Origin of the sequence: Pedobacter cryotolerans, assembly GCF_005116475.1 — a bacterium.
GTDB lineage: Bacteria > Bacteroidota > Bacteroidia > Sphingobacteriales > Sphingobacteriaceae > Pedobacter > Pedobacter cryotolerans.
Map to the genome: position 1 here is coordinate 248,348 of NZ_SWBO01000005.1, position 25,788 is coordinate 274,135.

General features: G+C 34.6%; 18 protein-coding genes, 1 tRNA gene and 1 pseudogene. 12 read left to right on the plus strand and 8 right to left on the minus strand.

The window, feature by feature from the left end; translation table 11 throughout:
* Positions 1-322 precede the first annotated feature (322 nt).
* The 3 genes from FA045_RS11175 (at position 323) to FA045_RS11185 (ending at position 5,047) form a co-directional block, all read left to right on the plus strand.
* Positions 323-3,634 (plus strand): TonB-dependent receptor, encoded by a 3,312-nt coding sequence (locus FA045_RS11175; RefSeq protein WP_136877159.1) that lies wholly within the window; start codon positions 323-325, stop codon positions 3,632-3,634.
* Positions 3,635-3,739: 105 nt separating this feature from the next.
* A complete protein-coding gene (locus FA045_RS11180) occupies positions 3,740-4,069 on the plus strand; it encodes a hypothetical protein (RefSeq protein ID WP_136877160.1) in 330 nt (109 codons plus the stop codon).
* Between the two features lie 123 nt (positions 4,070-4,192).
* Positions 4,193-5,047 carry a dienelactone hydrolase family protein gene (locus FA045_RS11185; RefSeq protein WP_136877161.1) on the plus strand — a complete coding sequence of 285 codons (855 nt, stop codon included), beginning with the start codon at positions 4,193-4,195 and terminating at the stop codon, positions 5,045-5,047.
* Between the two features lie 337 nt (positions 5,048-5,384).
* Here the strand turns inward: FA045_RS11185 and FA045_RS11190 are convergent, their stop codons facing one another.
* Entirely contained in the window at positions 5,385-6,572 is a 1,188-nt protein-coding gene (locus FA045_RS11190) for an AIR synthase related protein (RefSeq protein WP_136877162.1), read from the minus strand.
* A gap of 960 nt (positions 6,573-7,532) precedes the next feature.
* A complete protein-coding gene (locus FA045_RS11195) occupies positions 7,533-9,716 on the minus strand; it encodes a glutamine synthetase III family protein (protein WP_136877163.1) in 2,184 nt (727 codons plus the stop codon).
* A 390-nt stretch (positions 9,717-10,106) separates the two neighbouring features.
* Here FA045_RS11195 and FA045_RS11200 point away from each other — a divergent pair, with 390 nt between their 5' ends.
* Positions 10,107-10,952 carry an energy transducer TonB gene (locus FA045_RS11200; protein WP_136877164.1) on the plus strand — a complete coding sequence of 282 codons (846 nt, stop codon included), beginning with the start codon at positions 10,107-10,109 and terminating at the stop codon, positions 10,950-10,952.
* A gap of 45 nt (positions 10,953-10,997) precedes the next feature.
* On the opposite strand, the gene asnB is transcribed toward FA045_RS11200, so the two are convergent.
* Both asnB and purL read right to left on the minus strand, forming a co-directional pair.
* Positions 10,998-12,842 carry an asparagine synthase (glutamine-hydrolyzing) gene (gene asnB / locus FA045_RS11205; protein ID WP_136877165.1) on the minus strand — a complete coding sequence of 615 codons (1,845 nt, stop codon included), beginning with the start codon at positions 12,840-12,842 and terminating at the stop codon, positions 10,998-11,000.
* A gap of 188 nt (positions 12,843-13,030) precedes the next feature.
* A complete protein-coding gene (gene purL, locus FA045_RS11210) occupies positions 13,031-16,690 on the minus strand; it encodes a phosphoribosylformylglycinamidine synthase (RefSeq protein WP_136877166.1) in 3,660 nt (1,219 codons plus the stop codon).
* Positions 16,691-16,812: 122 nt separating this feature from the next.
* Here purL and gloA2 point away from each other — a divergent pair, with 122 nt between their 5' ends.
* The 5 genes from gloA2 to FA045_RS11235 all read left to right on the plus strand — a co-directional run bounded on the left by gloA2 (position 16,813) and on the right by FA045_RS11235 (position 20,398).
* Positions 16,813-17,196 carry an SMU1112c/YaeR family gloxylase I-like metalloprotein gene (gene gloA2 / locus FA045_RS11215; protein WP_136877167.1) on the plus strand — a complete coding sequence of 128 codons (384 nt, stop codon included), beginning with the start codon at positions 16,813-16,815 and terminating at the stop codon, positions 17,194-17,196.
* A gap of 70 nt (positions 17,197-17,266) precedes the next feature.
* Positions 17,267-17,968 (plus strand): tRNA1(Val) (adenine(37)-N6)-methyltransferase, encoded by a 702-nt coding sequence (locus tag FA045_RS11220; RefSeq protein WP_136877168.1) that lies wholly within the window; start codon positions 17,267-17,269, stop codon positions 17,966-17,968.
* Positions 17,969-18,127: 159 nt separating this feature from the next.
* Positions 18,128-18,619 carry a metallophosphoesterase family protein gene (locus FA045_RS11225; RefSeq protein ID WP_136877169.1) on the plus strand — a complete coding sequence of 164 codons (492 nt, stop codon included), beginning with the start codon at positions 18,128-18,130 and terminating at the stop codon, positions 18,617-18,619.
* A 24-nt stretch (positions 18,620-18,643) separates the two neighbouring features.
* A complete protein-coding gene (gene fbp, locus FA045_RS11230; RefSeq protein WP_136877170.1) occupies positions 18,644-19,720 on the plus strand; it encodes a class 1 fructose-bisphosphatase in 1,077 nt (358 codons plus the stop codon).
* A gap of 99 nt (positions 19,721-19,819) precedes the next feature.
* Positions 19,820-20,398 carry a hypothetical protein gene (locus FA045_RS11235; RefSeq protein WP_136877171.1) on the plus strand — a complete coding sequence of 193 codons (579 nt, stop codon included), beginning with the start codon at positions 19,820-19,822 and terminating at the stop codon, positions 20,396-20,398.
* 73 nt (positions 20,399-20,471) lie between these two features.
* Here the strand turns inward: FA045_RS11235 and rnhA are convergent, their stop codons facing one another.
* Complete coding sequence (gene rnhA, locus FA045_RS11240) at positions 20,472-20,945, minus strand: ribonuclease HI (protein ID WP_136877172.1); 474 nt, start codon at positions 20,943-20,945, stop codon at positions 20,472-20,474.
* Between the two features lie 176 nt (positions 20,946-21,121).
* On the opposite strand from rnhA, the gene FA045_RS11245 reads away from it, so the two are divergent.
* A tRNA-His gene (locus FA045_RS11245) sits at positions 21,122-21,195 on the plus strand.
* A gap of 742 nt (positions 21,196-21,937) precedes the next feature.
* On the opposite strand, the pseudogene FA045_RS19075 reads toward FA045_RS11245, so the two are convergent.
* Together FA045_RS19075 and FA045_RS18875 are read right to left on the minus strand one after the other, a co-directional pair.
* Positions 21,938-22,717, minus strand: a pseudogene (locus FA045_RS19075) (recombinase family protein); the annotation flags it as partial.
* Positions 22,714-22,875: a hypothetical protein gene (locus FA045_RS18875; RefSeq protein ID WP_169305048.1), complete on the minus strand. Its 162-nt coding sequence runs from the start codon at positions 22,873-22,875 to the stop codon at positions 22,714-22,716. The gene FA045_RS18875 and the pseudogene FA045_RS19075, both read right to left, overlap by 4 nt.
* 275 nt (positions 22,876-23,150) lie before the next feature.
* Here FA045_RS18875 and FA045_RS11255 point away from each other — a divergent pair, with 275 nt between their 5' ends.
* Together FA045_RS11255 and FA045_RS11260 are read left to right on the plus strand one after the other, a co-directional pair.
* Entirely contained in the window at positions 23,151-23,933 is a 783-nt protein-coding gene (locus FA045_RS11255) for a hypothetical protein (protein WP_136877173.1), read from the plus strand.
* 205 nt (positions 23,934-24,138) lie between these two features.
* Positions 24,139-25,143 carry a restriction endonuclease gene (locus tag FA045_RS11260; RefSeq protein WP_136877174.1) on the plus strand — a complete coding sequence of 335 codons (1,005 nt, stop codon included), beginning with the start codon at positions 24,139-24,141 and terminating at the stop codon, positions 25,141-25,143.
* Positions 25,144-25,150: 7 nt separating this feature from the next.
* On the opposite strand, the gene FA045_RS11265 is transcribed toward FA045_RS11260, so the two are convergent.
* A complete protein-coding gene (locus tag FA045_RS11265; RefSeq protein WP_136877175.1) occupies positions 25,151-25,729 on the minus strand; it encodes a hypothetical protein in 579 nt (192 codons plus the stop codon).
* Positions 25,730-25,788: the final 59 nt, after the last annotated feature.

The following is a 25,788-nucleotide window of genomic DNA, read 5'->3' on the forward strand; positions in this document are numbered from 1 at the left end:
AAGAAGAAAACTAAATTAATACGGTGTCAAAATTAAAAAAAATGTTGGTTAAAATAAGTTTAATGATTGCCTGTCACCTAGTTTTGACAAAAAAAAGGTTAATTAAAATGATTTAAACCAGAAAAACGGGCAAAATGCCATATTAGAAAACTATTGATAAACTGATAGTTACATAATTTAACCTGTATGTTAAGTGTTGATAAGTTTTCGGTAGAATTAATAATTATTTAACATTGGAAACAAACAAGTGAACGAAATAAATATTTACCTTTGTGGCGTTATTTTAACATATTTTAACAAAACAAAAAATAATTAAAAGAGTATGAAGAAATCTTTACTATTAAAAATTGTAGTAATTGTTCTTGCCTTTGTTGGATTTATTGGTTCTACAAATGCGCAGGTTACTACATCGTCAATGGCTGGTCTTATCAAAGACGCCAAAGGACCTTTGCCTGGGGCAAGTATAAAAGCTGTCCATACCCCTTCAGGTACAACCTACGCTGTTGCTACCAACAATGATGGAAGATTTTCTATCGGCAATATGAGAGTAGGCGGTCCATATACTATTGAAATCAGCTATATTGGTTTTAAAACTAGTAAAATTCAGGACATTTATTTAAAGTTAGGTGATATCTATACTTTAAATTATATGCTTGATGATTCTGGAAACACATTAAGTGAAGTTACTATTAGTGGAACTAAACCTACTGGTGTTCAACAAAAAACTGGCGCTAGTACAAACATTTCAAATCGTGATTTAGCTACTTTGCCAACTATTTCTAGAAGTATTACTGATTTTACTCGTTTAACTCCTCAAGCTAATGGTAATAGCTTTGGTGGTAGAGATGGTAGGTATAACAACATTCAAGTAGATGGAGCTAACTTAAATAACAACTTTGGTTTAAGTAATGATCCTCTTCCAGGTGGAGGTTCTCAACCTATTTCTTTAGATGCTTATGATCAAATTTCTGTAAATATTGCACCTTACGATGTAAGACAAGCAGGTTTTACAGGTGCAAACATTAGCGCGGTAACTAAAAGTGGTACCAACACTTTTCACGGTGGTGCTTATGGTTTATATCGTGACCAAAGTTTCTTAGGAACTAATGTAGGTAGCAATGATATTTCTTCTCAAATTGTTGATTCGAAATCTCAAACTTATGGATTTACTTTAGGTGGTCCAATCATTAAAAACAAATTATTCTTCTTTGTAAATGCTGAAAAAGAAGAAAATCAAGCTCCTGGTATTGCTTTCTCACCAACAGGTGGGTCAGGTTTAGGAACGGTTTCTTCAACCACAGTAGCTGATTTAAAAACAGTTTCTGATTATTTAAATACTAAATTTGGCTACCAAACTGGAGCTTATGATAACTTTCCATCATTTGGAAGAGATAATCACAAGATTTTAGCAAAAATTGATTGGAACATTAATAACAATCATAAATTATCATTAAAATTTAGTGATTTTAGAGGTACTGATGATCAGACTTTAAATGCTACTAGTGTGCCTAATGGAGGTGGTTTTAGAGTAACTGGACAAGGAAGTGCGCTTGCAAGAGCACCTAACAATAGATTTGGTCCAAGATCATTTTCTTATGAAAATGCCAACTATGGTTTCTTAAACACGACTAGAAGTGGAACTTTAGAGCTAAATAGTAGGTTAGGTAATAAATGGTCGAATCAGTTGTTGTTAGCTTTTACTAAAAATCAGGCAACTAGAGATTATCCAGGTGAAATTTTTCCAACAATTGACATTTATGATGGAACTACTGGAAATAATATCATTACTGCTGGTATGGATCCATACACTTTAAATAATGATGTTGTAAATGATGTGTATAGTTTTACAAACAACATCACTTACAATGCTGGTAAACATAATTTCACAGCTGGTTTAACTTATGAGTATCAGAAAACTGGTAACATGTTTATGGCGCCAGCAAATAGTTATTATGTATTTAACTCTATCAGTGATTTAGTAAATGATAGAGCACCTGCATACTTTGCATATACTTATTCATTAGTGCCTAATACCCCTGCGGTTTATTCTGCAGAGTTAAAAATTGGTCAGGCTGGTGCATATATTCAAGATGAATATAACATCACTGATAATGTGAAATTAACATTTGGTTTACGTGCTGATATGCCAATTTATCATGAAGATCCTTTAAATAACCCAACAACGTCTAAATTAAATTTCTATGCTGATAATAACAGTACTCTAAGAAATTATACTACTGATAAATGGGCAAATAGTAGGGTATTACTTTCTCCAAGAGTTGGTTTCAGAGCTACTTCTGATGACAAAACATTAACTTTTAGAGGTGGTATGGGAATATTTACTGGTAAAATTCCTTTTGTGTTCTTAACAAACATTCCTACTAACACAGGTATGTACCAGTTTGGTGGTGCAATTAATAATAATACACCAGCCGGAGTTGCACAATTAAATACTATTAGATTAAATTCTAACCCAGCAGCTTACGCTAATTTGTTCCCTACTTCGGCAGGTACAAGTACTCCAGCTAACGTTGTGTTTATGGATGAAGATTTTAGATTTCCAAAGGTTTTTAGAATTAACTTAGGTGTTGATAAAAACTTAGGAAGTGGTTATATGTTTACTTTCGATGGTTTATTTACTAAAGATATCAATGCTGTAAGAATGAGAAACGCTAACTTAACAAACCCTAATGGGATAGTTGTTGAAGGTGGCTTAACTCGTCCACGTATTGTAGGTGCTAACAGATTAAATGCTGGTGTAACATCTGCAATTGTATTAGAAAACTCTGCAAAAGGATATGCCTCATCATTAACTGCTCAGTTGAGCAAAACTTATAATAATGGTTTTTCTGGTTCAGTAGCTTATACTTTCTCTGCTGCAAAAGAAGTAACAGCTAATCCAGGTAGTCAAGCCTCATCTGTTTGGAACTCTAACCCTAATGTTGGAACTTCGAATTTCCAAGAATTAGCTAATTCAGCATATGCAATTCCACACAGAGTTGTAGCAAATATTTCTTACAGAAAAGAATACTTGAAGCACTTAGCAACAACTTTATCTGTGTTTTACGAAGGTTCTAACCAAGGTGTTTATAGTTATGTAGTGAATGGGGACATCAATGGAGATGGAAACAGTTCAGCAGATTTAATGTATATTCCACGTGCTGGAGAAACTCTTTTCCAACAATATACTACAGGTAGTGGTGCTACTTTAAAAACTTTCACTATTGCTCAACAAGAAGCTGCTTTAGAACAGTTCATTAATAGCTCACCTTATTTAAGTAAAAACAGAGGTAAATTTGCAGAAAGAAATGCTGCTTTACTTCCATGGTTTAATAGAGTTGATGTTAGATTATTACAAGATATTTTCTTCACAACTGGTAAAAATGGAAAACAAACATTACAATTTAGTGCAGATGTTATCAATGCTGCTAACTTAATCAACAAAAATTGGGGTACATACCAACGTACGATCTTAAATAATCCTTTAAGTTCTCAAGGTGTTAATGCAACAACTAATAGACCAACTTATAGATTAGCAAATTCATCTGGTGAATTAGTAACTAATGCTTTCCAAGATGTAATTACTCCAACAAGTACTTATAGTATTCAATTAGGTTTAAGATATATATTTTAATCTTAAATGTTTAGTTTTTCAAAACCCGCTAGCTCTTGTTAGCGGGTTTTTTTATGGCTTAGAATATAATTAAATTGTTAGCTTTAAAAGAATAAATTTTTTAATATGAAAAAATACATAATTACAATTTGTTGTCTTTTTGTACTATCGATATCTTCTTGCAAAAAAGATTTTGATATTAATGTAGATAAAACTTTTGTAGAGCAAGGTAGATCTGGTGGGGATTTAGGATTTGGGGGAGTAATATTACAACTATCACCTAACGGTAAAGCAGGAATATTATATGGAGGAGATTTTTTTTACAGTGGTATTTACGAAAGAAAAGGCAATAAAATTATTATGACAGAAGGGAGTAAACAAAATGAGTTTAAGATTATTTCGGAAAATGAACTAATTTATGAAGGCAATAGAAAGCTAATTCTTGAAAATAAATAATGCAAAATAAGATTGACATAAACCCGCTAGCTTTTGTTAGCGGGTTTTTTTGTACCTTTTATTTTACGTATGGTTAACAGATTTTATTCGTAATTTCATTTATCCTTATTTAAAACCATAACCATGAACCAAGAAATTATTAACCTTTACGACTCATATACCCACAGCCAAATTGATAGAAAAAACTTTATGAAAAAGTTGGCTATTTTAACAGGAAGTACTGCCTTAGCGCTTACAGTTTTGCCCATGTTAGAAAGTAATTATGCTGCTGCAGCAACAGTTAGCGATGATGAAGTGCAAAGTGAAATGATCACATTTAATGGTGTTGATGGAGAGGTAAAAGCTTTATTAGCTATGCCAAAAGGAAATAAAAAGAAGTTGGGTACTGTGGTAGTTATTCATGAAAATAGAGGATTAACCGCACACATTAAAGATGTAACTAAAAGAGTTGCCTTGGCTGGTTTTGTTGCTTTAGGTATTGATGCACTTTCGCCATTTGGTGGCACACCAGATGATGAAGCAAAAGGAAGAGAGTTGATTAGTAAATTAGATGCTGATAAAAATTTGCAGAACTATTTAAAAGGTTTGGAGTTTTTAAGAAATCACAAAAATGGAAATGGTAAAACTGCTGTGGTTGGTTTCTGTTGGGGAGGTAGTATGGCCAATAAACTGGCAGTTGCTGATCCTAAATTAAATGCTGCAGTGGCTTATTATGGTGCACAAGCAAAAGCAGAAGATGTGCCGAAAATAAAAGCAAGTTTAATGTTGCATTACGGACAATTAGACGAACGCATTAATGCAGGGATACCAGTTTATGAAGCAGCTCTAAAAGAAAATAAAAAAGAGTATAAATTATTTATTTACGATGGTGTAAACCATGCATTTAATAATGATACTTCGCCAACTAGATACAATGAAGCTGCCGCTAAATTGGCTTGGCAAAGAACAATTGATTTGTTTAAAGAGAAGCTAGGTTAGTGTCGTCATTTCGAGTGAGCACGGCGACGAGAAATCTCTTCGTTAGCATCACAAATATTATGTTAAGCAGCGAAAATAACAAACAGATAACTTCAGGAAGTTTACTATTCCAAGCTTGTGCTTGAAGTTAAGTTACTAGCTATTGTCAGTCTGAGCGTAGTCGAAGACACTTCTAATTATATTATTACTTTAAAAAGATTTCCTTCGACTACGCTCAGGATGACATCTTTTTTGAAGTCCTTGTTTTAACTCAATTAACGCTATCAGTCCTTCAACATTTTGAGATAATGTACAATTTAAGGAATGTGTTTAAAGAATGATAAATTAAAAAAACAAGTTAATTATAAACGAACTCCCCAAATTCGCTGTGAATAGTTACCTGCTTTTGGCTTCCGTTTTCTACTCTACCAATAATTTGTGCGTCGATGTTAAAACTTTTTGAAATGGCAATAATATCATCAGCAATTTCAGCTGGTACATAGATTTCCATTCTATGGCCCATGTTAAATACTTTGTACATTTCTTTCCAATCAGTTGCAGATTGCTCCTGAATCAGTTTAAATAGAGGCGGAACAGGGAATAGATTGTCTTTAATCACATTAACATCATCATTGATAAAATGCAAAACTTTGGTTTGTGCACCACCGCTGCAATGCACTAAGCCATGTATTTGATTTCTATATTGATCTAAAACTTTTTTAATTACCGGGGCATAGGTGCGAGTAGGAGAGAGTACTAATTTGCCAGCTGTCATGCTGAGCGAAGTCGAAGCATCTATGGTAACTTCATCTGTTAATTTTTTACCACCAGAAAAAACCAAATCAAATGGAACAGCTGGGTCGAAACTTTCTGGATAGGTATTAGCGATTGATTTTTCGAAAACATCATGACGGGCAGAAGTTAAACCATTTGAGCCCATACCGCCGTTGTATTCGCTTTCGTAAGTTGCTTGTCCGTAAGATGCTAAACCAACAATTACATCACCATTTTGTATGGTATGGTTGCTAATCACTTCAGCTCTTTTCATGCGGCAAGTAACTGTAGAATCTACAATAATTGTTCTAACTAAATCGCCAACATCGGCAGTTTCTCCGCCAGTGCTAAAAATAGAAATACCAAGCTCACGTAGCTCGGCTAAAATTTCTTCGGTACCGTTAATTATTGCGGCTATAACTTCGCCAGGTATTAGGTTTTTATTACGCCCAATTGTAGATGATAGCAAGATGTTTTCTGTAGCACCAACACAAATTAAATCATCCAAATTCATGATGATGGCATCTTGAGCGATACCTTTCCATACAGAAATATCTCCAGTATCTTTCCAATAGGTATAAGCTAATGACGATTTTGTACCAGCGCCATCGGCATGCATAATGTTGCAATAGTTTTCATCACCCCCTAAAATATCTGGAATGATTTTACAAAATGCTTGAGGAAAAATGCCTTTGTCAATATTTTTGATTGCAGCATGTACATCTTCTTTGGATGCAGAAACGCCACGTTGGTTGTACCTGTTATCGCTCATAATTGCTGCAAAGATAAGTTATTAAGCTGAAAGACTAAAGCCGAAAGGCCAAAGATTGAGATAGAATTAAAGATTGTTTAAAGGTTTTTTGAAAATCAATTTCAGCAGTTCTTACCAATGTTAGTCGGGCTTTTTGCTTCAATCTTTTTATTGCCCTTCGACTACCTGCCTACCGCAGGTACAATGTCATTAAGTTAAGAAAAATTAACACGTTGGCGGGGACGCCAACATAAGAAATTTCCAGCGTTGGCGTCCCCGCCAAGGCTTAACTTAATGACATTGACTGCAGCCAGGCGCTCAGGGTGACATAAAAAGTATTTCCGCGTCAATCCCGTTTATTAAACTCGGGCTTTTACACCTAGCAACCAAACATAGCTGCATAGGTTTTGGTTTGATAAACCTTCAGCCACAGCTGACAGGTATTATAGCGAATGCTTTTTTCGCTAAACTTACTTGGTCGGGTCGTCATGCTGAATTTTTCAGTAGCTTATATTGATTTTTGTCTTCAAGATAGCTTCGCTGTTTATTTCAGCATCTGTTTGGCATGAAAGACCCTGACCTGTAGCGAAGCGGAAAGCTACGCAGTAAAATAAATTCAGGATGACGAAGAAGTTAACCTTTTTGGAGCGATATTTTTTAGTTAAACTTACGAAGTCTATTTGCACATTGCCTGTAGACTTCGTAAGTTTTGAGCTAAACTTCTTTTACACCTAGCAACGAAACATAACAGCAAAGGTATTGCATTTTAAACCTTATTGAAGCGGTATCTCCCGATTTTTCATCGGGAATAAAGCAGAAAGAAGGACTAGCTTTGATTGTTGAAGGCAATTGCTTTTCTGAAAGTGAATATAGTGACAGACTTTTTGCATTACGATACCCAATCAAGTTGGGTATGACGAGACCATAAACAAAAAAGGCGTTCCGAATAATCGAAACGCCTAAACCTTAGGGAAAAATAAACTATTTTAAAAACAGTAATTCGCGGAATTTTGGTAAAGGCCAAACGCTATCGTCAACAATTTGCTCTAATTTATCAACATGGTAACGGATGGTATCAAAGTAAACTTTAACTTTCTCATCATAACCAATTGCTTTATCGCGGCTGTCTTCAATTGCATTTGTTTTTTTACGTTCTTCTAACATCGCATCTATATTAGTTTTAACGATGCCAATGTGCTCAGAAAGTGTATTGATGATAGCTAAAGGTGTTGCAATAGCTTCTTTGCTTAAGCCTAGTTCTTTTAAACCTCTTGCATTTTCAATTAGCGTATTTTGGTAAGCAATTGCAGCTGGTAAAATCTGACTGTTGGTTACATCGCCCATTACACGAGCTTCGATTTGAAGTTTTCTGAAGAAACTTTCTAATAAAATTTCGTGACGAGCATGCAATTCGCGTTTGCTGAAGATGTTTGTTTTGGTGAACAGTTCAGTTGTTTTATCGCTTACGTAAGCATCAAGTGCTTTTGGCGTAGTTTTAATATTTGATAAACCACGTTTAGCAGCTTCATCTGCCCACTCTTGGCTATAACCATTTCCTTCGAAACGGATATCTTTAGATTCTTTGATGTAACGTTTAATTACCGTTAACAAAGCAACGTCTTTTTTATCGCCTTTTTTAATTAATTTATCTACATCAACCTTAAATTTAGTTAACTGATCTGCAACAATTGCATTTAAAACAGTCATTGGAGCAGAAGAGTTAGCAGTAGAACCAACTGCTCTTAACTCAAATTTATTACCAGTAAAAGCAAAAGGAGAGGTACGGTTACGGTCTGTATTGTCTAAAATAATTTGTGGAATTTTAGGAATACCTAACCAAAGACCGTTGTCTTCTTTGATTTTTTTGCTAATGCGTGAATGTTCGATTTCATCTAAAATCTCGTCTAATTGCTGACCTAAGAAAATAGAAATGATTGCTGGAGGAGCTTCGTTAGCACCCAAACGGTGATCATTACTTACAGAAGTGATACTTGCTCTTAATAAATCTGCATGTTCGTGAACTGCTTTAATTGTGTTTACAAAGAAAGCCAAGAACATTAAGTTATTTTTAGGCGTTTTGCCTGGTGCCAATAAATTTTTACCAGTATCGGTAATTAAACTCCAGTTGTTATGTTTACCCGAACCATTGATGCCTGCGTAAGGTTTTTCGTGTAATAATACTTTGAAGTTATGACGACGAGCAACTTTTTCCATCAAATCCATCAATAATTGATTGTGATCGATCGCTAAGTTGATTTCTTCGTAAATAGGCGCACACTCAAATTGAGATGGTGCAACCTCGTTGTGACGAGTTTTTAAAGGAATACCTAATTTTAAAGCTTCGTTTTCGAAATCTACCATGTAAGCAAAAACACGCTCAGGGATAGAACCGAAATAATGATCTTCTAATTGTTGGCCTTTTGCAGACATGTGTCCGAATAAGGTACGGCCAGTCATTACTAAATCTGGGCGAGCATTAAACAAAGCAAGATCTACTAAGAAATATTCTTGCTCAATACCCAAAGAAGCTGTTACTTTATTGATGCTTTTATCGAAGAATTGGCAAACCTCAACAGCTGCTTTATCCATTGCTGCCAATGCTTTTAACAATGGCGCTTTATAATCTAATGATTCGCCAGTGTAAGAAATAAATACAGTAGGAATACAAAGTGTTTTGCCAGCTTTGCTTTCCATAATAAATGCTGGAGATGAAGGATCCCAAGCGGTGTAACCACGTGCTTCGAAAGTGTTACGAATACCGCCGTTAGGGAAACTTGATGCATCTGGTTCTTGTTGAACTAATGCGCTACCAGCAAATTTTTCGATTGCTCCTTCGCCACTTGGCTCAAAAAAAGCATCGTGTTTTTCTGCAGTAGAACCAGTAAGTGGCTGAAACCAATGTGTATAATGAGTTGCACCTTTGCTCATTGCCCAAGTTTTCATTGCAGAGGCAATCTGATTTGCATCATCTTGATTAATTAATTCTCCTTGACCAATGGTTGACATTAGTTTTTCAAATACTTCTTTTGATAAGAAGTCTCTCATTTTTTTCTTATCAAAAACATTTGAACCGAAAAATTCAGAAATTTTAGTAGAAGGTGCTTTAACATCAGGAGAAATTCTGTTTTGCGCCTCTTTTAGAGCAATTGTTCTTAGACTTTTCATTGATTTATAATTGTTTTATATCTGTAACGAAGCTATCATGAGTTTTTGATTGTTAATTCAAATGTAAACTCATGATGGTTTCATTGATTTGTTTAAATTTTAACCAAAAATATGATTTTATTTCTTTTTTCTGCTAAAAATTCAGTTAAAATGTTGAAAAAATTGAAATTTTAACCGAAATGTTAAGAAATTGTTAGAATTTGATAATTGATAGGCGTTTTGCAATTCCTTAAAATTTAATCGCAGCACTTTTCAATTTCAATACCAAAGTTTAAAATAAATTACAATTTAACTTTATCTAATTGTATATCAGTATATTAAGTTATTTATTGCAAAAGGATATGGAATAATGAAATAACTAACATCATAGTTTAAAAAAACCTAAAAGCTATGTTCAATAATTCATCAAATTTATACGGGGGCGAGTGGCTTGCTCTTGTATTTAGCAACAGAAACAAAAACTATGGTGCTTATGTGCTAAGAAAAGAGTCATCAAGTATTATGGTAAAAGCGCTGGTAATTGTAGTGCCCATATTTTTACTATTGTTTATTGGGCCCATGTTATATGCGCAACTTAAACCACAACCAGATAAAGAGGTGCAAGTAGTTATAGAAACTCGCGATATAGATATGATACATGAAATGAAGCCAGAAAAGCCAAAAGAAAAAGAAGTTGAAAAGGAGTTGCCCAAAGCCGAGCCTATAATTGAAAAAGTAAAACAAGTTAATCTAAGCTCAAATATTGTAGTTGTTGATAAAGTAGATATTGCTGAACCACCAACTAGTAAAGATGTTGAAAATGCTGTTGTCGCTAGCGTTACTTCGGATGGTGTGGAAGGAAAAGGGAATGCTAAAACTGCTGGAACTACAGAAAGTGGAGGTGGCAATGGAACAGCTAAGGAAGGAAGTAATGAAATTTTTGATACCTATGGTGTTGAAGAATTTCCTGAGTTTCCGGGTGGAATGGCAGCATGGTCTAAATTTATTCAACGTAATTTGCGATACCCCTACATAGCGCAAGATGCTGCTGTACAAGGTAAAGTTTACATCAGTTTTGTAATAGAAAAAGATGGAACTGTTTCTGATGTATCTTTAGTTAAAGGTATTGGGTATGGTTGTGATGAAGAGGCAATCAGGGTAATTAAAAAATCGCCTAAATGGAAACCAGGTAAACAAAATAAGCAAACTGTAAGGGTTCGTTATAATATACCAATTAATTATACGATTAATCAGTAAGTAGCTGCTTCAATAAAAAAAGCGATTGACAAAGGTTAATCGCTTTTATATTTTGGCAATCATCCATTTCTCGTACCACATTTGAAACTGTAAAATTAGCCAAACTTTTTGTGCGTTATGAGAAGTGCTATTTAAGTAAAATGAATTCGTAATTTTTTTTACCTCGTTAATGTTAAATAATTGATGTTCGTTTAATTTTGATGGCGAAAGATAATATTTAACCAAAGGTTTTAATGATGTTTTGAGCCATTTTGATAATGGAATTACAAATCCTTTTTTTGGGTTATTGATTAAACTGTCTGAAATGTATTTGTGTGTTATTTTTTTTAAAAGGTATTTTTGTTCACCATTTTTAAGAAATAATGACGCATCTAATGTTGAGAGATAATCTATTAATTCTGTTTTTAAAAGGGCATCTCTGTTTTCAATTCCGAAATATCTAAAGCATCGGTCGTTTTTTGCAATAATATTATCTGGTAAATAATTGTGTAAATCATGTATTAGCAATTCTTTTACTGTATTTACCTTGGTTTGATCATTATCATCAAAATCAAAATCTAATAAAGCTTTTATTTCATTTTTGGTAAAGCAAGCGTTAATGGCAAGGTATTTATTAATTAAAGTATCAGCCTCAATCACTTCTTTCATTTTAGGTTGAGCGATATTATAAAAACCTACAATAAATTTTTTAAAAAATTTAGGGATAGGTTTTTGCATTACTTCATTTATTTTAAAGACTTTGGCGTAAGTTCTGTAGCCACCAAACATTTCATCGCCACCTTCAGAGCCCAAAAGAACTTTAACATCACGATGTAATTGCTCGGCAATAAATGCTACAGGTACTGCGCTACTGTCACCAATTGGCTCATCAAAAATTTCTGTTAAATTTTTAACAATGCTGAAGGCTTTTTCTTTATCTAAATAAAGTTCTTGATGATTTGTTTTTAAGTGTTCTGCTATTTTTCTTGCTTTTGGCGCTTCATCTAATTTCTCATTTTTATACCCGACAGTAAAGGTTTTAATTCTTTTAGATTGATTGGTTTGCAATATAGCTGCAACCGTAGAACTATCATAACCACTACCTAATAAAATGCCAACAGGTACATTTGCAATATTCCTTTTGAGTATAGATTCTGTTAAAATTTCTTCAATTTTATTTACAACTTCTTCTTCGCTTTCGGTGCTTAAAATAACAGGTTTTAAATTTAACTTTACTAAGGGATAATCATAGCTGTTACCGCTGTGAATGTCAATTGTTATTAAATTTCCTTTGGTAAATTGGTAGATGTTTTGATAAATCGTTTCATTTCCCTTAAAATATCCATACCTAAAAAATGTGGCCATTGCTTTTTTATTCACTTCTTTTTTTACAAAAGGATAAGTCAATAAAGTTTTAATTTCTGAAGCAAAAGCATAAAATCCTTTAATTCGATAAAAGTATAGAGGTTTGGCTCCAATATCATCTCTGCCTACCAATAATATTTTTAATTTTCTATCTAATAATGCAAATGAAAATGATCCGTCCAGCATTTCGAATGATTTATTGCCCCATTTTTTGTAACATTCTAAAACTACTTCGGTATCAGATAATGTAGAAAATATTATTCCATATTTTATTAAATTCTCTCTTAATTCTAAATAATTATATATAGTACCGTTTAAGGTTATGGTGTAATTGCCACAGGTTGAGGTTAGTGGTTGTGAGGCACGCTCACTTAAATCTATTGTAGAAAGCCTCTCATTGGCAAAGCCCAAAGTATAACTGGCTTTTTTTTCAAAATAAATTCCAATACCATTGGTGTTTTTTGCACCCATTAAAGCAGATGAATTTTTGAAGTCGGCTTCACTTACGCAGTTATTATGATCAATAAAACCGTTTATTCCGCACATTTAATAAGTATTGGTAGATTTAAGTTTGGTTTGAGTTGTTATTGCGAGATATAGAACAAGTTCTTGTTATTTCGTAAGTTCAAACATACAAAATTTTGATGAAAAATTGCTTGTTTGATTAGTATAGATGTTTTTGATGATTGATTTATATAAAAAAAGCCAGCTTTTTGAGCTGGCTTGATATTCTTTTATTTACTTTCTATCCATTTTCTAGCATTTACAAAAGCTTCCATCCATGGGCTAACTTCGTCTTTTCGTCCTTTCGGATAATTTGCCCAATGCCATTGAAATAACGAACGTTCAATGTGTGGCATCATTACTAAATGTCTACCAGTTTCATCGCACATCATTGCAGTGTTATAATCAGAACCATTTGGGCTAGCTGGATATTGTTCGTAACCATATTTAGCAACAATTTGGTATTTGCTTTCTTCGTAAGGTAATTGGAATTTACCTTCGCCATGCGATACCCAAACACCTAATGTGCTACCGGCTAACGAAGATAACATGACAGCATTGTTTTCTTGTATTGTTAGGGATGTAAAAATGCTTTCGTGCTTATTACTGTCGTTATGCAGCATTTTTGGTTTTTCTTGGTGATTTTTGTTAATTAATCCCAATTCTATAAATAACTGACAGCCGTTACAAATACCAACCGACAGCGTATCTTCACGAGCGAAGAAATTTTCTAAAGCAACTCTAGCTTTTTCGTTGTATAAAAATGCACCAGCCCAACCTTTAGCCGAACCTAAAACATCAGAATTTGAGAAACCGCCAACTGCACCAATCAACTTTATGTCTTCTAAAGTTTCTCTACCCGAAATTAAATCGGTCATGTGTACATCTTTTACATCAAAACCTGCCAAATACATTGCATTAGCTACCTCACGTTCAGAATTACTACCTTTTTCTCTTAAAATCGCAGCTTTCGGTCTTGGCTTTGTGTTGTCAATTATTGGTTTTTTGCCGTTAAAGTGATTAGGGAAGTTGAATTTTAAAGGCTGGTTTTTGTAATTGTTAAAACGTTCTTTTGCTTTTGCATCTCCACTTTGTTTGCGGTCTAACAGGTAGGAAGTTTTAAACCAAACATCACGTAAATGATCAATATCAAAACTGAAAATGTCTGTTGCATTTTTAACTTCCAGCGTAGCTGAATGATTAACCTGACCAATTTTATGGAAGGTGATGTTGTTTTCGTTAAAAATACTTTCTACTGAAGCATCTGCTTGAAAAACTAAACCAATATTTTCTGAGAATAATAATTTAATGCTATCAGCTTCGCCTAAAGTAGATAAGTCTAAAGTTGCACCTAAATCACGATCTGCAAAACACATTTCTAATAAAGTAGTTATTAAACCACCGCTGCCAATATCATGTCCGGCCTGTATTTTTTCTTCTTTTATTAATTGTTGGATGGTGTTAAAAGTAGTTTTAAATTTCGCTGCATCTTTAACATCTGGAGTTACATTGCCAATTCTATTTAAAATTTGCGCAAATGATGAACCACCAAGTTCATAAGCATCATTAGAAAGGTTGATGTAATAAATCGAACCACCATCTTTTTGTAAAACTGGTTCTACAACTTTAGTAATATCATTACAATTTCCGCCTGCAGAAATTATAACCGTGCCAGGTGCAATAACATCACCATCTTTGTATTTCTGTTTCATTGATAGCGAATCTTTTCCTGTCGGGATATTGATTCCTAAATCAATCGCAAAATCTGAACAAGCTTTTACGGCTTCGTATAATCTCGCATCTTCGCCTTCGTTTTTACAGGCCCACATCCAGTTTGCCGAAAGCGAAACAGATTTTAAGCCATCTTTTAATGGAGCCCAAACAATATTTGATAATGATTCTGCAATCGCAATTCTGCTACCAGCACCAGCATCAATTAGAGCTGATAGGGGAGCATGACCAACCGAAGTGGCAATACCTTCTTTGCCCTGAAAATCTAAAGCCATTACGCCACAGTTGTTTAATGGCAATTGTAATGGACCAGCACATTGTTGTTTGGCTACTCTACCACCAACACATCTATCAACTTTGTTGGTTAACCAATCTTTACATGCTACGGCTTCTAGTTGTAAAACTTGTTCTAAATACTTGTTTAATAGAGTTTTATCATAGTCAACCGACTGATATTTTCTGTCGATTTTCTGATCTTCCATTACAACTTTCGGCGAGCTGCCAAACATATCTTCTAAAGCAAAATCCATCGGTTTTGCGCCAGTGGTTTCAGATTTAAAAGTAAAACGATGATTGTTTGTTACTTTACCAACGGTATACATTGGCGAACGCTCGCGATCAGCAATTTTTTGTAAAGTTTCAATGTGTTCATTGCCAATCACCAATCCCATACGTTCTTGAGATTCGTTACCGATAATTTCTTTAGCAGAAAGCGTCGGATCACCAACCGGAAGTTTATCTAAATTGATTAATCCGCCAGTTTCTTCTACCAATTCTGATAGACAGTTTAAGTGACCACCTGCACCATGATCGTGGATAGAAACGATGAAGTTTTCTTCGCTTTCTACCATTCCACGAACCGCATTAGCAGCACGTTTTTGCATTTCGGGGTTAGAACGTTGAATGGCATTTAATTCGATGCTGTTTCCGTGTTCGCCAGTATCAGCAGATGAAACTGCTGCACCGCCCATTCCAATCCTATAATTTTCGCCACCCAAAATTACGATGTTATCTCCTTCTTGTGGTTTTTTCTTTTGTGCCTGACTAGCTTTACCGTAACCGATACCACCAGCTAACATGATTACTTTGTCGAAGCCTAATTTTCTGTCGTTTTCTTCATGTTCGAAGGTTAAAACAGAACCCGTAATTAAAGGCTGGCCGAATTTATTACCAAAATCAGTAGCACCATTAGATGCTTTAATTAAGATATCCATTGGTGTTTGGTACAGCCATTTTCTTTCTTCAACACCTTTTTCCCATGCTCTACCTTCTTCTAAACGAGAAAGCGCAGTCATGTAAACTGCTGTTCCTGCTAAAGGTAAAGAGCCTTGTCCGCCTGCTAACCTGTCTCTAATTTCTCCACCCGAACCAGTTGCCGCACCGTTAAATGGTTCAACAGTAGTAGGGAAGTTATGTGTTTCGGCTTTTAATGAAATTACTGATTCGAAATCGCTAGTTGTATAGTAATCTGGAACATCGGCACGTTTTGGCGCAAATTGTTGTACAACAGGACCTTTAATAAACGCTACGTTATCTTTATAAGCAGAAACAATATCGTTAGGATTTGCTTCTGAAGTTTTACGGATTAATTTGAATAGGGAAGTAGGTTGTTCTTCGCCATCAATTACAAATTTGCCGTTAAAAATTTTATGTCTACAATGTTCTGAGTTTACTTGAGAGAAACCAAAAACTTCTGAATCTGTTAAAGGACGCTCTAGTTTTTTAGCTAATGAATTTAAATATTCTACTTCATCATCACTTAAAGAAAGACCTTCTTGTTTATTATAGGCAGCAATATCAATAACGTCGATAATTGCTTCTGGTTTAATGTTAATGGTAAAAACATCTTGACCAATGTTTTCGTATTTCTGAGAAAGCATTGGATCGTATCCAGAAAAATCTTCACTTACTTTTTCAAATTCTTCAATTCTGATGATATCTTGGATATCCATATTTTGGGTAATTTCTACCGCATTGGTGCTCCAAGGTGTAATCATAGCTGCTCTTGGCCCAACAAAAAAACCATTTAAGGTTGTCTCATTTTGTAATTTGGCACCGCCGAATAACCATTCTAATTTTGTAATGTTTGCAGTGGATAGGGATTTTTCTGTTTGTAAAACAAAAACTGCATTGGATTGGCTTAAGAAGAAGTGAATCATGCCCGCAAATTTAAGGTTAAAATTTTAAAAATGCCATTAATAGCTGTTAATAAAATAGGTACTTTTGAACAATTTCAGATATTTAGCAAATTACTAATTACTAAATAAATTATACTTTCACAATGTTCAATCGCATTCATCACATCGCCATTATTTGTAGCAATTACCAAGTATCAAAAGATTTTTATGTCAATAAATTGGGATTTAAAATTCTGGGAGAAGTTTTTCGTGAAGAGCGAAAATCTTATAAGTTAGATTTAGCTGTTAATGGTGTTTACCAAATTGAATTGTTTTCTTTTCCAGAACCTGCGGCTCGAGCATCAAGACCAGAAGCAGCAGGTTTAAGACATTTGGCTTTTGAGGTTGATGATATTGAAAAAGTTATCGCCGATTTAAATGCAAAAGAAATTGTTACAGAACCAATTAGAATTGATGAATTTACGGGAAAGAAATTTACTTTTTTTACAGATCCTGATGGTTTGCCTTTAGAGTTGTATCAGAAATAGTTGAACTATTGGCTTTGTCAACCTTCTAACAAGTTGCAAAGAAAGTGGACAAAGCTTTAGAAATGATAGGATGAGTATATTTAAATTTAAAAAATTCGATGTAGACCAAACAAATTGCGCCATGAAGATTAATACTGATGGCGTTTTGTTGGCGGCATTAGTACAAAGCGACAAGCCAAAACGTATTTTAGATATTGGAACAGGGACGGGTGTATTGGCTTTAATGATGGCTCAAAGATTTCCGAACTCCAAAGTTGAAGCTGTAGAAATAGATGAGTTAGCCTCAACAACCGCTGGAAGAAATTTTAAAAACTCAGTTTTCAGTGATCGTTTGTTAATCAACAATATTGCAATTGAACAATTCAGCAATGCCGAAAAATTTGATTTAATTATCACTAATCCTCCATTTTTTGTCAATGATTTAAAAAGCACAGAAGAGAAAAAAGGAATTGCAAGACATGCTAGCGAGCAGTTTTTTGTAGATTTAGTTGGTAAGGTGGATGAGATTTTAGCTAAGGATGGACACTTTTGGTTTATTTTACCACCCAAACAAGCTGATTTTTTAATTGAAAAAGCAAAGGAGTTTCAATTATTCGTTCAGAAAATTGTGTTGCTACATTCAGACCAAGCTAAACCTGCATTTAGATCTATTGTTTGTATAGGTAGAATTGAAACGGGTTTGGTAAAGGAACAGTTTTATATTTATGAAGCCGAAAAAATATATACTAAAGCTTACCAAGAATTATTGAAAGATTTCTTTTTAGGATATTAACCATTAGCGAATTGCATATAAACCATTAGCATAAAGAGGTTTTATAAACTGGATTGTAGGGATATCTCCCGATGTTACCAGGAATATATAGTAAAGCCATACTGACACGAAAAAGGGCTATTGCCATTACTTTAATGATACTTTAAATTTGAACATGTTATGAAAAAAATAGGTTTATTGTCTGATACGCATGGTTTTTTAGATGATGCTGTTTTTAAATATTTTGATGAATGTGACGAGATTTGGCATGCTGGCGATTTTGGAGCAGGTGTTGCAGCGCCTTTGGCTAACTTTAAGCCATTGAGAGGTGTTTACGGAAATATTGATGGTAAAGAAATAAGATCGGCATATCCAGAACATTTAAGATTTAAGTGTGAAGAGGTAAACGTATGGATGACGCATATTGGTGGATACCCTAATCATTATGCACAACAAATAAAAGAAGAAATTTACACTAAGCCTCCTCAGCTTTTTATATGCGGTCATTCGCACATTTTAAAAGTAATTTTTGATGATAAAATTAAATGTTTGCATATAAACCCAGGTGCTGCAGGTAAAAGTGGTTGGCATAAAGTAAGAACTTTAATAAGATTTTGTATTTCGGAAGAAAAAATACATACCTTAGATGCCATAGAGTTAGGTAATAGATAACGTATAAAGTACACTAAGTAGATTATGGCAGGAATAAAAACACTCGGACAGTTTATTATTGAAAAGCAATTGGATTTTCCTTATGCAAAAGGCGAACTTTCTAGATTATTGAGAGATATTGGTATTGCTTCTAAAATTGTAAATAGAGAAGTAAATAAAGCTGGCTTAGTTGATATTTTAGGTGATGCAGGTTCTGTTAATATACAGGGTGAAGAGCAAAAGAAGCTAGATATGTATGCAAATGAGCAGTTTATATCGGCTTTAACGAGTGGTGGAGAATGTTGTATTGTGGCTACCGAAGAGGAAGATGAGTTTGTGCCGATAGATTCTCCGGTATCTAAAAATGCGAAATATATTGTTTGTATTGATCCTTTAGATGGTTCTTCAAATATTGATGTAAATGTTGCAGTAGGTACTATTTTTTCTATTTATCGTCGTAAATCTGTTGATGGCGATGCCACCTTAGCAGATGTATTGCAAAAAGGAACAGATCAAGTTGCTGCGGGTTATGTAATTTATGGTTCATCAACTATGTTGGTTTATACTACAGGCAAAGGAGTAAATGGGTTTACATTAGATCCATCAATTGGCGAATTTTGTTTGTCGCATCCTAATATGAAAATTCCTGATGATGGAATTATTTATTCGATTAATGAAGGTAATTATGTGCACTTTCCTGATGGTGTTAAAAAGTATTTAAAATATGCTCAGGTCGAGGATTTGGCTACAAAAAGGCCATATACATCAAGATATATAGGTTCTATGGTTGCAGATATTCATCGTAATTTAATTAAAGGTGGTATTTATATTTATCCAACTACAGCAGCATCTCCCAATGGGAAATTAAGACTTTTGTATGAGTGTAACCCTATGGCATTTATTATTGAGCAGGCAGGTGGTGTTGCTTCTGATGGTTTTAACCGTATATTAGATATTGTGCCAACCGAATTGCATCAAAGAACTTCTGTTTTTATCGGCTCACCAAAAATGGTTAAAATGGCTGAAGATATGATGGCAGAATTTTCTGCAGAAAGTAATCAGTTTAAGGTAGATGCAAACGAAAAATTAGCTGAACTTGGTGTTGTTGGCAGCATCGATTAATGCCCTAAATGTTACAAGGTATTTTTAAATGACTAGTTATTTCTATTAGTAAATAGGATATTAGATTTGCTATTGTACCTTTGCATAAAGACTGAGTGAATGAAAAAAACAGAAGAAAATATAGCTTTAAGCTATGTAGTTAAAACGATAACTAAAGCGATAGCTGATTCGCAGGTGGAGCAAGGGTTAATAAATGAGTATGTTATAAAGGATGGAAATGATACCATATTTCTGAAACAAGACCCAAATAATAATGCGATCTTAATTACAGATAAAAGAAATATTCTTTTTAGTGAAGATTTATTAGAAACACTTCAAGATATTCATTTGAGTGTAAAGGGGAATGAGGAACTTAAGTCCGCATTACAAAACTCAACAATCATTATTAATGGATTAGATATTGAAACTGATTTTGTATTTCAAGCTGTTAAAGATTTTTTAGATCAATTAAGTAATAGCTATGAGTTTGTGCAAACTGTAGAAACTGAAGTAACAAAAATTGGAGTTGGTTTTAAGTTTGGTAAGCATATTTTTAGGTTAAATATTACTAACGAGCCTGCAATGATTACACTTGAGCCAAGGTTTGTTAAATCTTTTGATGCTGGTATTCAGAAAACAATTACTGAGGATATTAATAAAGTACAAATTGCTGTAAACAAGATGTTTAAAAGTTCTTAAATTTTTAAAAAGTATAAATTAAAGCCTTGCATTTTATGTGGGGCTTTTTTTGTGGCCTATCAAATGCTACATTTTATAATAAATTATTCTGCTTTTTTTCGGCTTCGAAAAAGGTATCAATTGCCAATTGACTTTTGTTTTGAGATGCTGCTACAGCTAACCTATCGCAACGTTCATTTTCTGGATGGTCGTTATGACCTTTTATCCAAATAAATTTTATTTGATGTATTTTATGTAAAGCAAGATATTGTATCCAAAGATCTTTGTTTTTTTTATCTTTAAAAGCTTTTTTTACCCATCCAAAAACCCATCCTTTTTCTACTGAATCTACTACATATTTAGAATCTGAATAAATGGTAACCTGTTGACCGGGGTTTTTTAATGCTTTTAATCCTTCTATTACCGCCAGTAGTTCCATTCTGTTATTGGTAGTTAAACGAAAACCACCGCTTAATTCTTTTTCGTAAACACCAGAGCGTAATACAACACCGTAACCACCTGGTCCTGGGTTACCGCTTGCTGCTCCATCTGTATAAATTTGTATCATAAAGTAAGCAAAGCTAAGTTTTTAAGCTTATAAATTTATTTTTTGCGCTGTCAATTAGATTGTAATTGATTTAAAGTAGTTGGTTTATAACCGCTTAAAAATTTTTAATCGAAAATTTTCATAAAAATTTGAAAAGGATGTTAAAAGTCGTACTTTTGTTGCTCTGAAAAAACACGGTGGTTGTAGCTCAGTTGGTTAGAGTATTGGTTTGTGGTGCCGAGGGTCGTGGGTTCGAGCCCCATCAGCCACCCCGTACGGGGCAAGAGATTTTTAATAGTCTTTTGCCCCTTTTTTTTACCTTCTAATTTCTTGTTTATCAAGTAGATGCGCTCAAAAGTTTCGCTCAACAAAGCGGTTCGATGTTGTAGGGTTTCAAAATCGAATTTTTCGGGGAACATCGAACCAATCAGCCTTCTCTTATCATTAATCGTAGATTTGGTGAAAATCGGAAATAGTTGGGTGAGTGTAAAAATGGCATCATCCAGAATGGGATCAAGCTGAGAAATAGTGTATTTCTTTTTGGCAATTTCATCTAATTTAGCCTCTGTTCTTACCATATTCTCTTCACATTCGTGTTTCAAAGTCTTATAATCATTCCCATCTATATCTCCAAGCAAGAGCAATTCCCTTGCTCTGGTAAGTTTATTATTGCTTTCTGTGAGCTGTTTGGCCAGATAGGTCTTATATTCCTTATTTTCCAAAGTGTCGCTTGCATATTCATCCAAGATAACCATTTTAAACAGCTCCGCAGTTTTTGCATTCAAGCTATGGTCGTTTAAAAAATGCATAAACTCTTTATTGACTACTTCAGCTTTATACCTACAACCACATTTAGAAGAACAATGGTAATAATAGTAATACGCATTCCTGCCTTTAGAAGCACTCCCACATAGCGTACGCTCACATCGGCTACATGCCATAAAACCTTTAAGAGGTAGCTTGTCATCAGAGAATATCTTTGTTTTGATTGTTCTTTTCTTTCCATCAAGGATGTCCTGTACATCAAAGAATAACGAACTTGAAATAATGGGCTCGTGAAGTCCCTTTACCAATCTTGCTTCTTCGTCTTTATATTTTGGAACTAAAATTTCCCCGCAGTAGATTGGGTTTCTCACAGACCTGAGAAAATTATTCTTGCTACAGACTAGGCCATTTTCTACTGCTTGATTAAATACTTGTTCAGTCGAGTACTTTCCTTTGGCGATTTCCTTGAATGCCCATTCCATCAATTGCGCTTGCTCAGCGTTCGGAGCAATATACTTTCTTCCATTTTCTGAGGTGAGGTTAACATAACCAACAGGAGCAAGTCCAGGCCACCTTCCTTCTTTTCTTGCCCTTCTCATTCCATAAAAAGTGTTTAGCCCTCTTCTGTCATTCTCTATTTCAGGTGCCGTGAGGTAAATGGCGAGCATCATTTTGTTCTCTGGCACAGACATGTCCAACGGCTGTTCGATGGCCTGAGGTTCAACGCCAAATGATTTGAGCTTGCTGATCATATTATAAGCATCTGGAGCGTTGCGGCTAAACCTGTCCCATTTGGTGAATAGCACCAAGTCGGTTTTGTGCTTTTGTTTACGCAATAGGGTAAGGAGCTTTTGCCATGCAGGTCTCTGGAAGGTTTTTGCGGAATGATCTTCATAAATTACCTTTCTTACAGTAATATATGCAGTTTGGCAGTACTTCTGTAAACGTTCCTCCTGATCGCGTTGGGAGTACCCTTTGTCGGCCTGTTCATCGGTGCTCACCCGTATGTATAAATCAGCAATTTTCATTTCTTAAAGTTTTGATCGACAATCAATTTAGCTAAAAAATACATTATTTCCAGCATTTCCTGGGCATCATTTTTATCTATATTTATGCCATTCTTCGATAAGATTTTAACGGCTTGTTCGGGGGAAATATTTCGTTTCTTTTGTAAAATGTTCCTCATGATATGACAGTTAAAGGAACAATAATGAAAATTTGGGCTTGGGTGCTATGAGTAGGTCTGGTATATCCCTGCTGATGTTAAATTATCTCTAGTTATTGACAAAATGAATATTTATTTTTATAATTGTATATGCTTTTGGCAAGCTAGCCCGTTCGTGCGAAGATCTATTCAGCCAATTAATTGTTTAATAATGCAAACCTGCCTGCTTATTATCCAAACAAGATTACGGACGCAAATACATAGGATAATTAAGTAGGTATAAACAGGAATGTATTATGACACCTATTGAGTATCTAAAACTCCAAGCAAAAAATCTTCTTAAAGATTTCAAGACCCAAACTTCTTCATTTGATCCTAAACTTCAGCGTAACCTATATGAGTACGACCCAAGGTTTTTCAAAATCGACTTGCTCATAAATGACTTCGATATAAATGAAGAAAAATTTCAGTTAGGCAATGCCCAGCACGTAATCGCTAAGCTTTGCGGATTGGATAAATGGCAAGACTTATCGAAAGCATCGCCAGCCAAAATTGAGTTATCAATTTTATTGTACACTAACATGGACAGGCTTGAAGTGCGTGATTGGGATCAATATGTTTTAGATATTGAAACCGCAAACAACGTAAAGCTTGATGATGATTTTAAATTGCAAATCTTTAAAGAAGGATTTTTAGAGCGCGAACAAGACGTTTTTTATGATGACTATCGACTTTCTAAAGATGATGAGGATGAAATTGAATGGGAAATAGATGATTTTGTACCGAGCGTACCTACCGAAAAAATCTATTCATTGCCCCTAAATGGAAAAGATCGTGAGGAATTTATTGAGGCTGCTAATTGGTCATTCGAGCGTATTTTTAATCGCATTGAACCTAACTATCCTGAGTTGACCCGTTCATTGTGGGATGCGGAACGTTATATTGACGAAGAATTATTAAAGCCAGAAATGTTACCCATAGACCGTGATTATGCACTTTCTTTGGTTGATGGTTTCATGGTTGGACATGTTATTCAGTTGGCTGCGCAAGCTGATGATCAGGCGGAAAAAGCTGATTAAATGATTATGGGGTAAAGTTAAACTCGGTAGCCCTAACAAACTGCCGAGTTTTCCATGCATCATAAACGGGTAGAAAGCTCATTATTCACTTTGTCAAAATGGATAAAATGATTTAAGGTTAATTAATGACTTGCAGCTGAATAACGTCTAAACGACAGAAAATTAGAAATCTGTTTGTTACTTTAGCGAATATTACCCTCATTACATGATAGATTTTAGAGAACTTCCCGAAGATGGAATAAAATTTGAGCAGTTGATCAGAGAACTTTTAGTCCTTGAAGGATTTGAAACACATTGGACTGGCGTTGGACAAGACGGGGGAAAAGATCTTGTAGTAACTGAAAAGCTAAAAGGAGAACTTTCTGTATATGAAAGAAAGTGGTTGGTCAGCTGTAAGCATACCGCAAATTCGGGGAAGTCATTGGGAAGAGAACAAGCAGGAAATATTAGTGAAGATTGCAGAGCTATTGATGCTGAAGGTTACATTTTGGTTTGCTCGACTCAACCAACAGCCAGTCTTGTAACTCGGCTAGATGAAATAGAGAAAAAACAAAATATTATAACAAAGGTATGGGACTCGATTGAGATTGAAAAAAAATTGTCTAAACCCAACACATTCAGCCTTATACATACTTTTTTTCCTGAGAGTTCAAAAAACTATCAATGGAAAATTTATAATGCCTTTTCTCCTGCGTTTTGGGCGGCGAATTACAAGGACTACTTTTTTTACATGAGCTGTAGACATTCGAATAACTATCCATATCTGGAGAGCATTGAAGCAATCGTGTCAATTTTAGAGAAAGTAGCATTGGTCAAAGATAAATATGGTCTGGAATCTCAATATTTAAGATTAAGAGCTGTTTATTATGATGATAAGCATTGCAACCACATCGCATATGTTGATTACATTTATCCAAATGGGACAAAAAAGGAGAACCTGATCGGACCAAAAAAAATGAATAAGGTGTTAAGCAAATTGTTTTCTGATATGGAGGACCGGGTCTTAAATCAACCCGATTGGGATATTATTTATTTGGAAGAGTCTGTTGGCGGTGATAGTTTTCAGTTAAACCATAAAAGGTATTATCAGCCATATTTGAAAGAGTTTGAAAAGGGGGAGGAACGAAAAAAATTCCTGCACAATTGGGTTTACGAGATTGAACAGCTAGAAGAGCAGTTTGGAGAACGAGAGGATATCCTAGGTATATAGTTTTCTTTCAAATTATACCTTTCGTATTCGCATAAAGTATAGCTTTCAATCGTTCCGATGGATTTTTTATGCCCCTATTGACAAGTCTGCTAAAATCTTTCTTGTACCGCTTGTCAATAATCTCTGATTCATATTCATTGATGTACAGTAGCTGGACAAAGTGAGCCTCCAGTTCTTGCCGCTGGCTCACATATTCTAGATAATTCTCAGTGGTTTCACCAAATTTCACGTAGTTATCATCCATAATATCTGTATTGTGCTGTAAAAAGTGCACGGTTTCATGGATAACCGGGTGTGTTAGGTGGCTTAATCTTTTTGGAACAGAAACTTTATAATTTTCATACGCCAGACTTTTGAATTTATCAATTGGATATTTCTGGTAGCCACTTACCTTTGCCTTCCCTTCTTCGGTAACTATAACATCAAATAGCCTTGGTCCGCCCGAATGTCCATTATTTGCCATAGCGTCATCGAGATTTTCACCTTCGAAGCCAGTCCAAGTGTCCCTGATTGGAATTTGGCATCTTTTCATCAGTGTTTCGACTTGGCGAAAAAGCTTTTTCTTTTGTGTTTCTGTATAGCTCATAGGATGAAGATATCATTTTGTACCGTAAAAATAAATGGTATATCCCAAAATGACCCTTT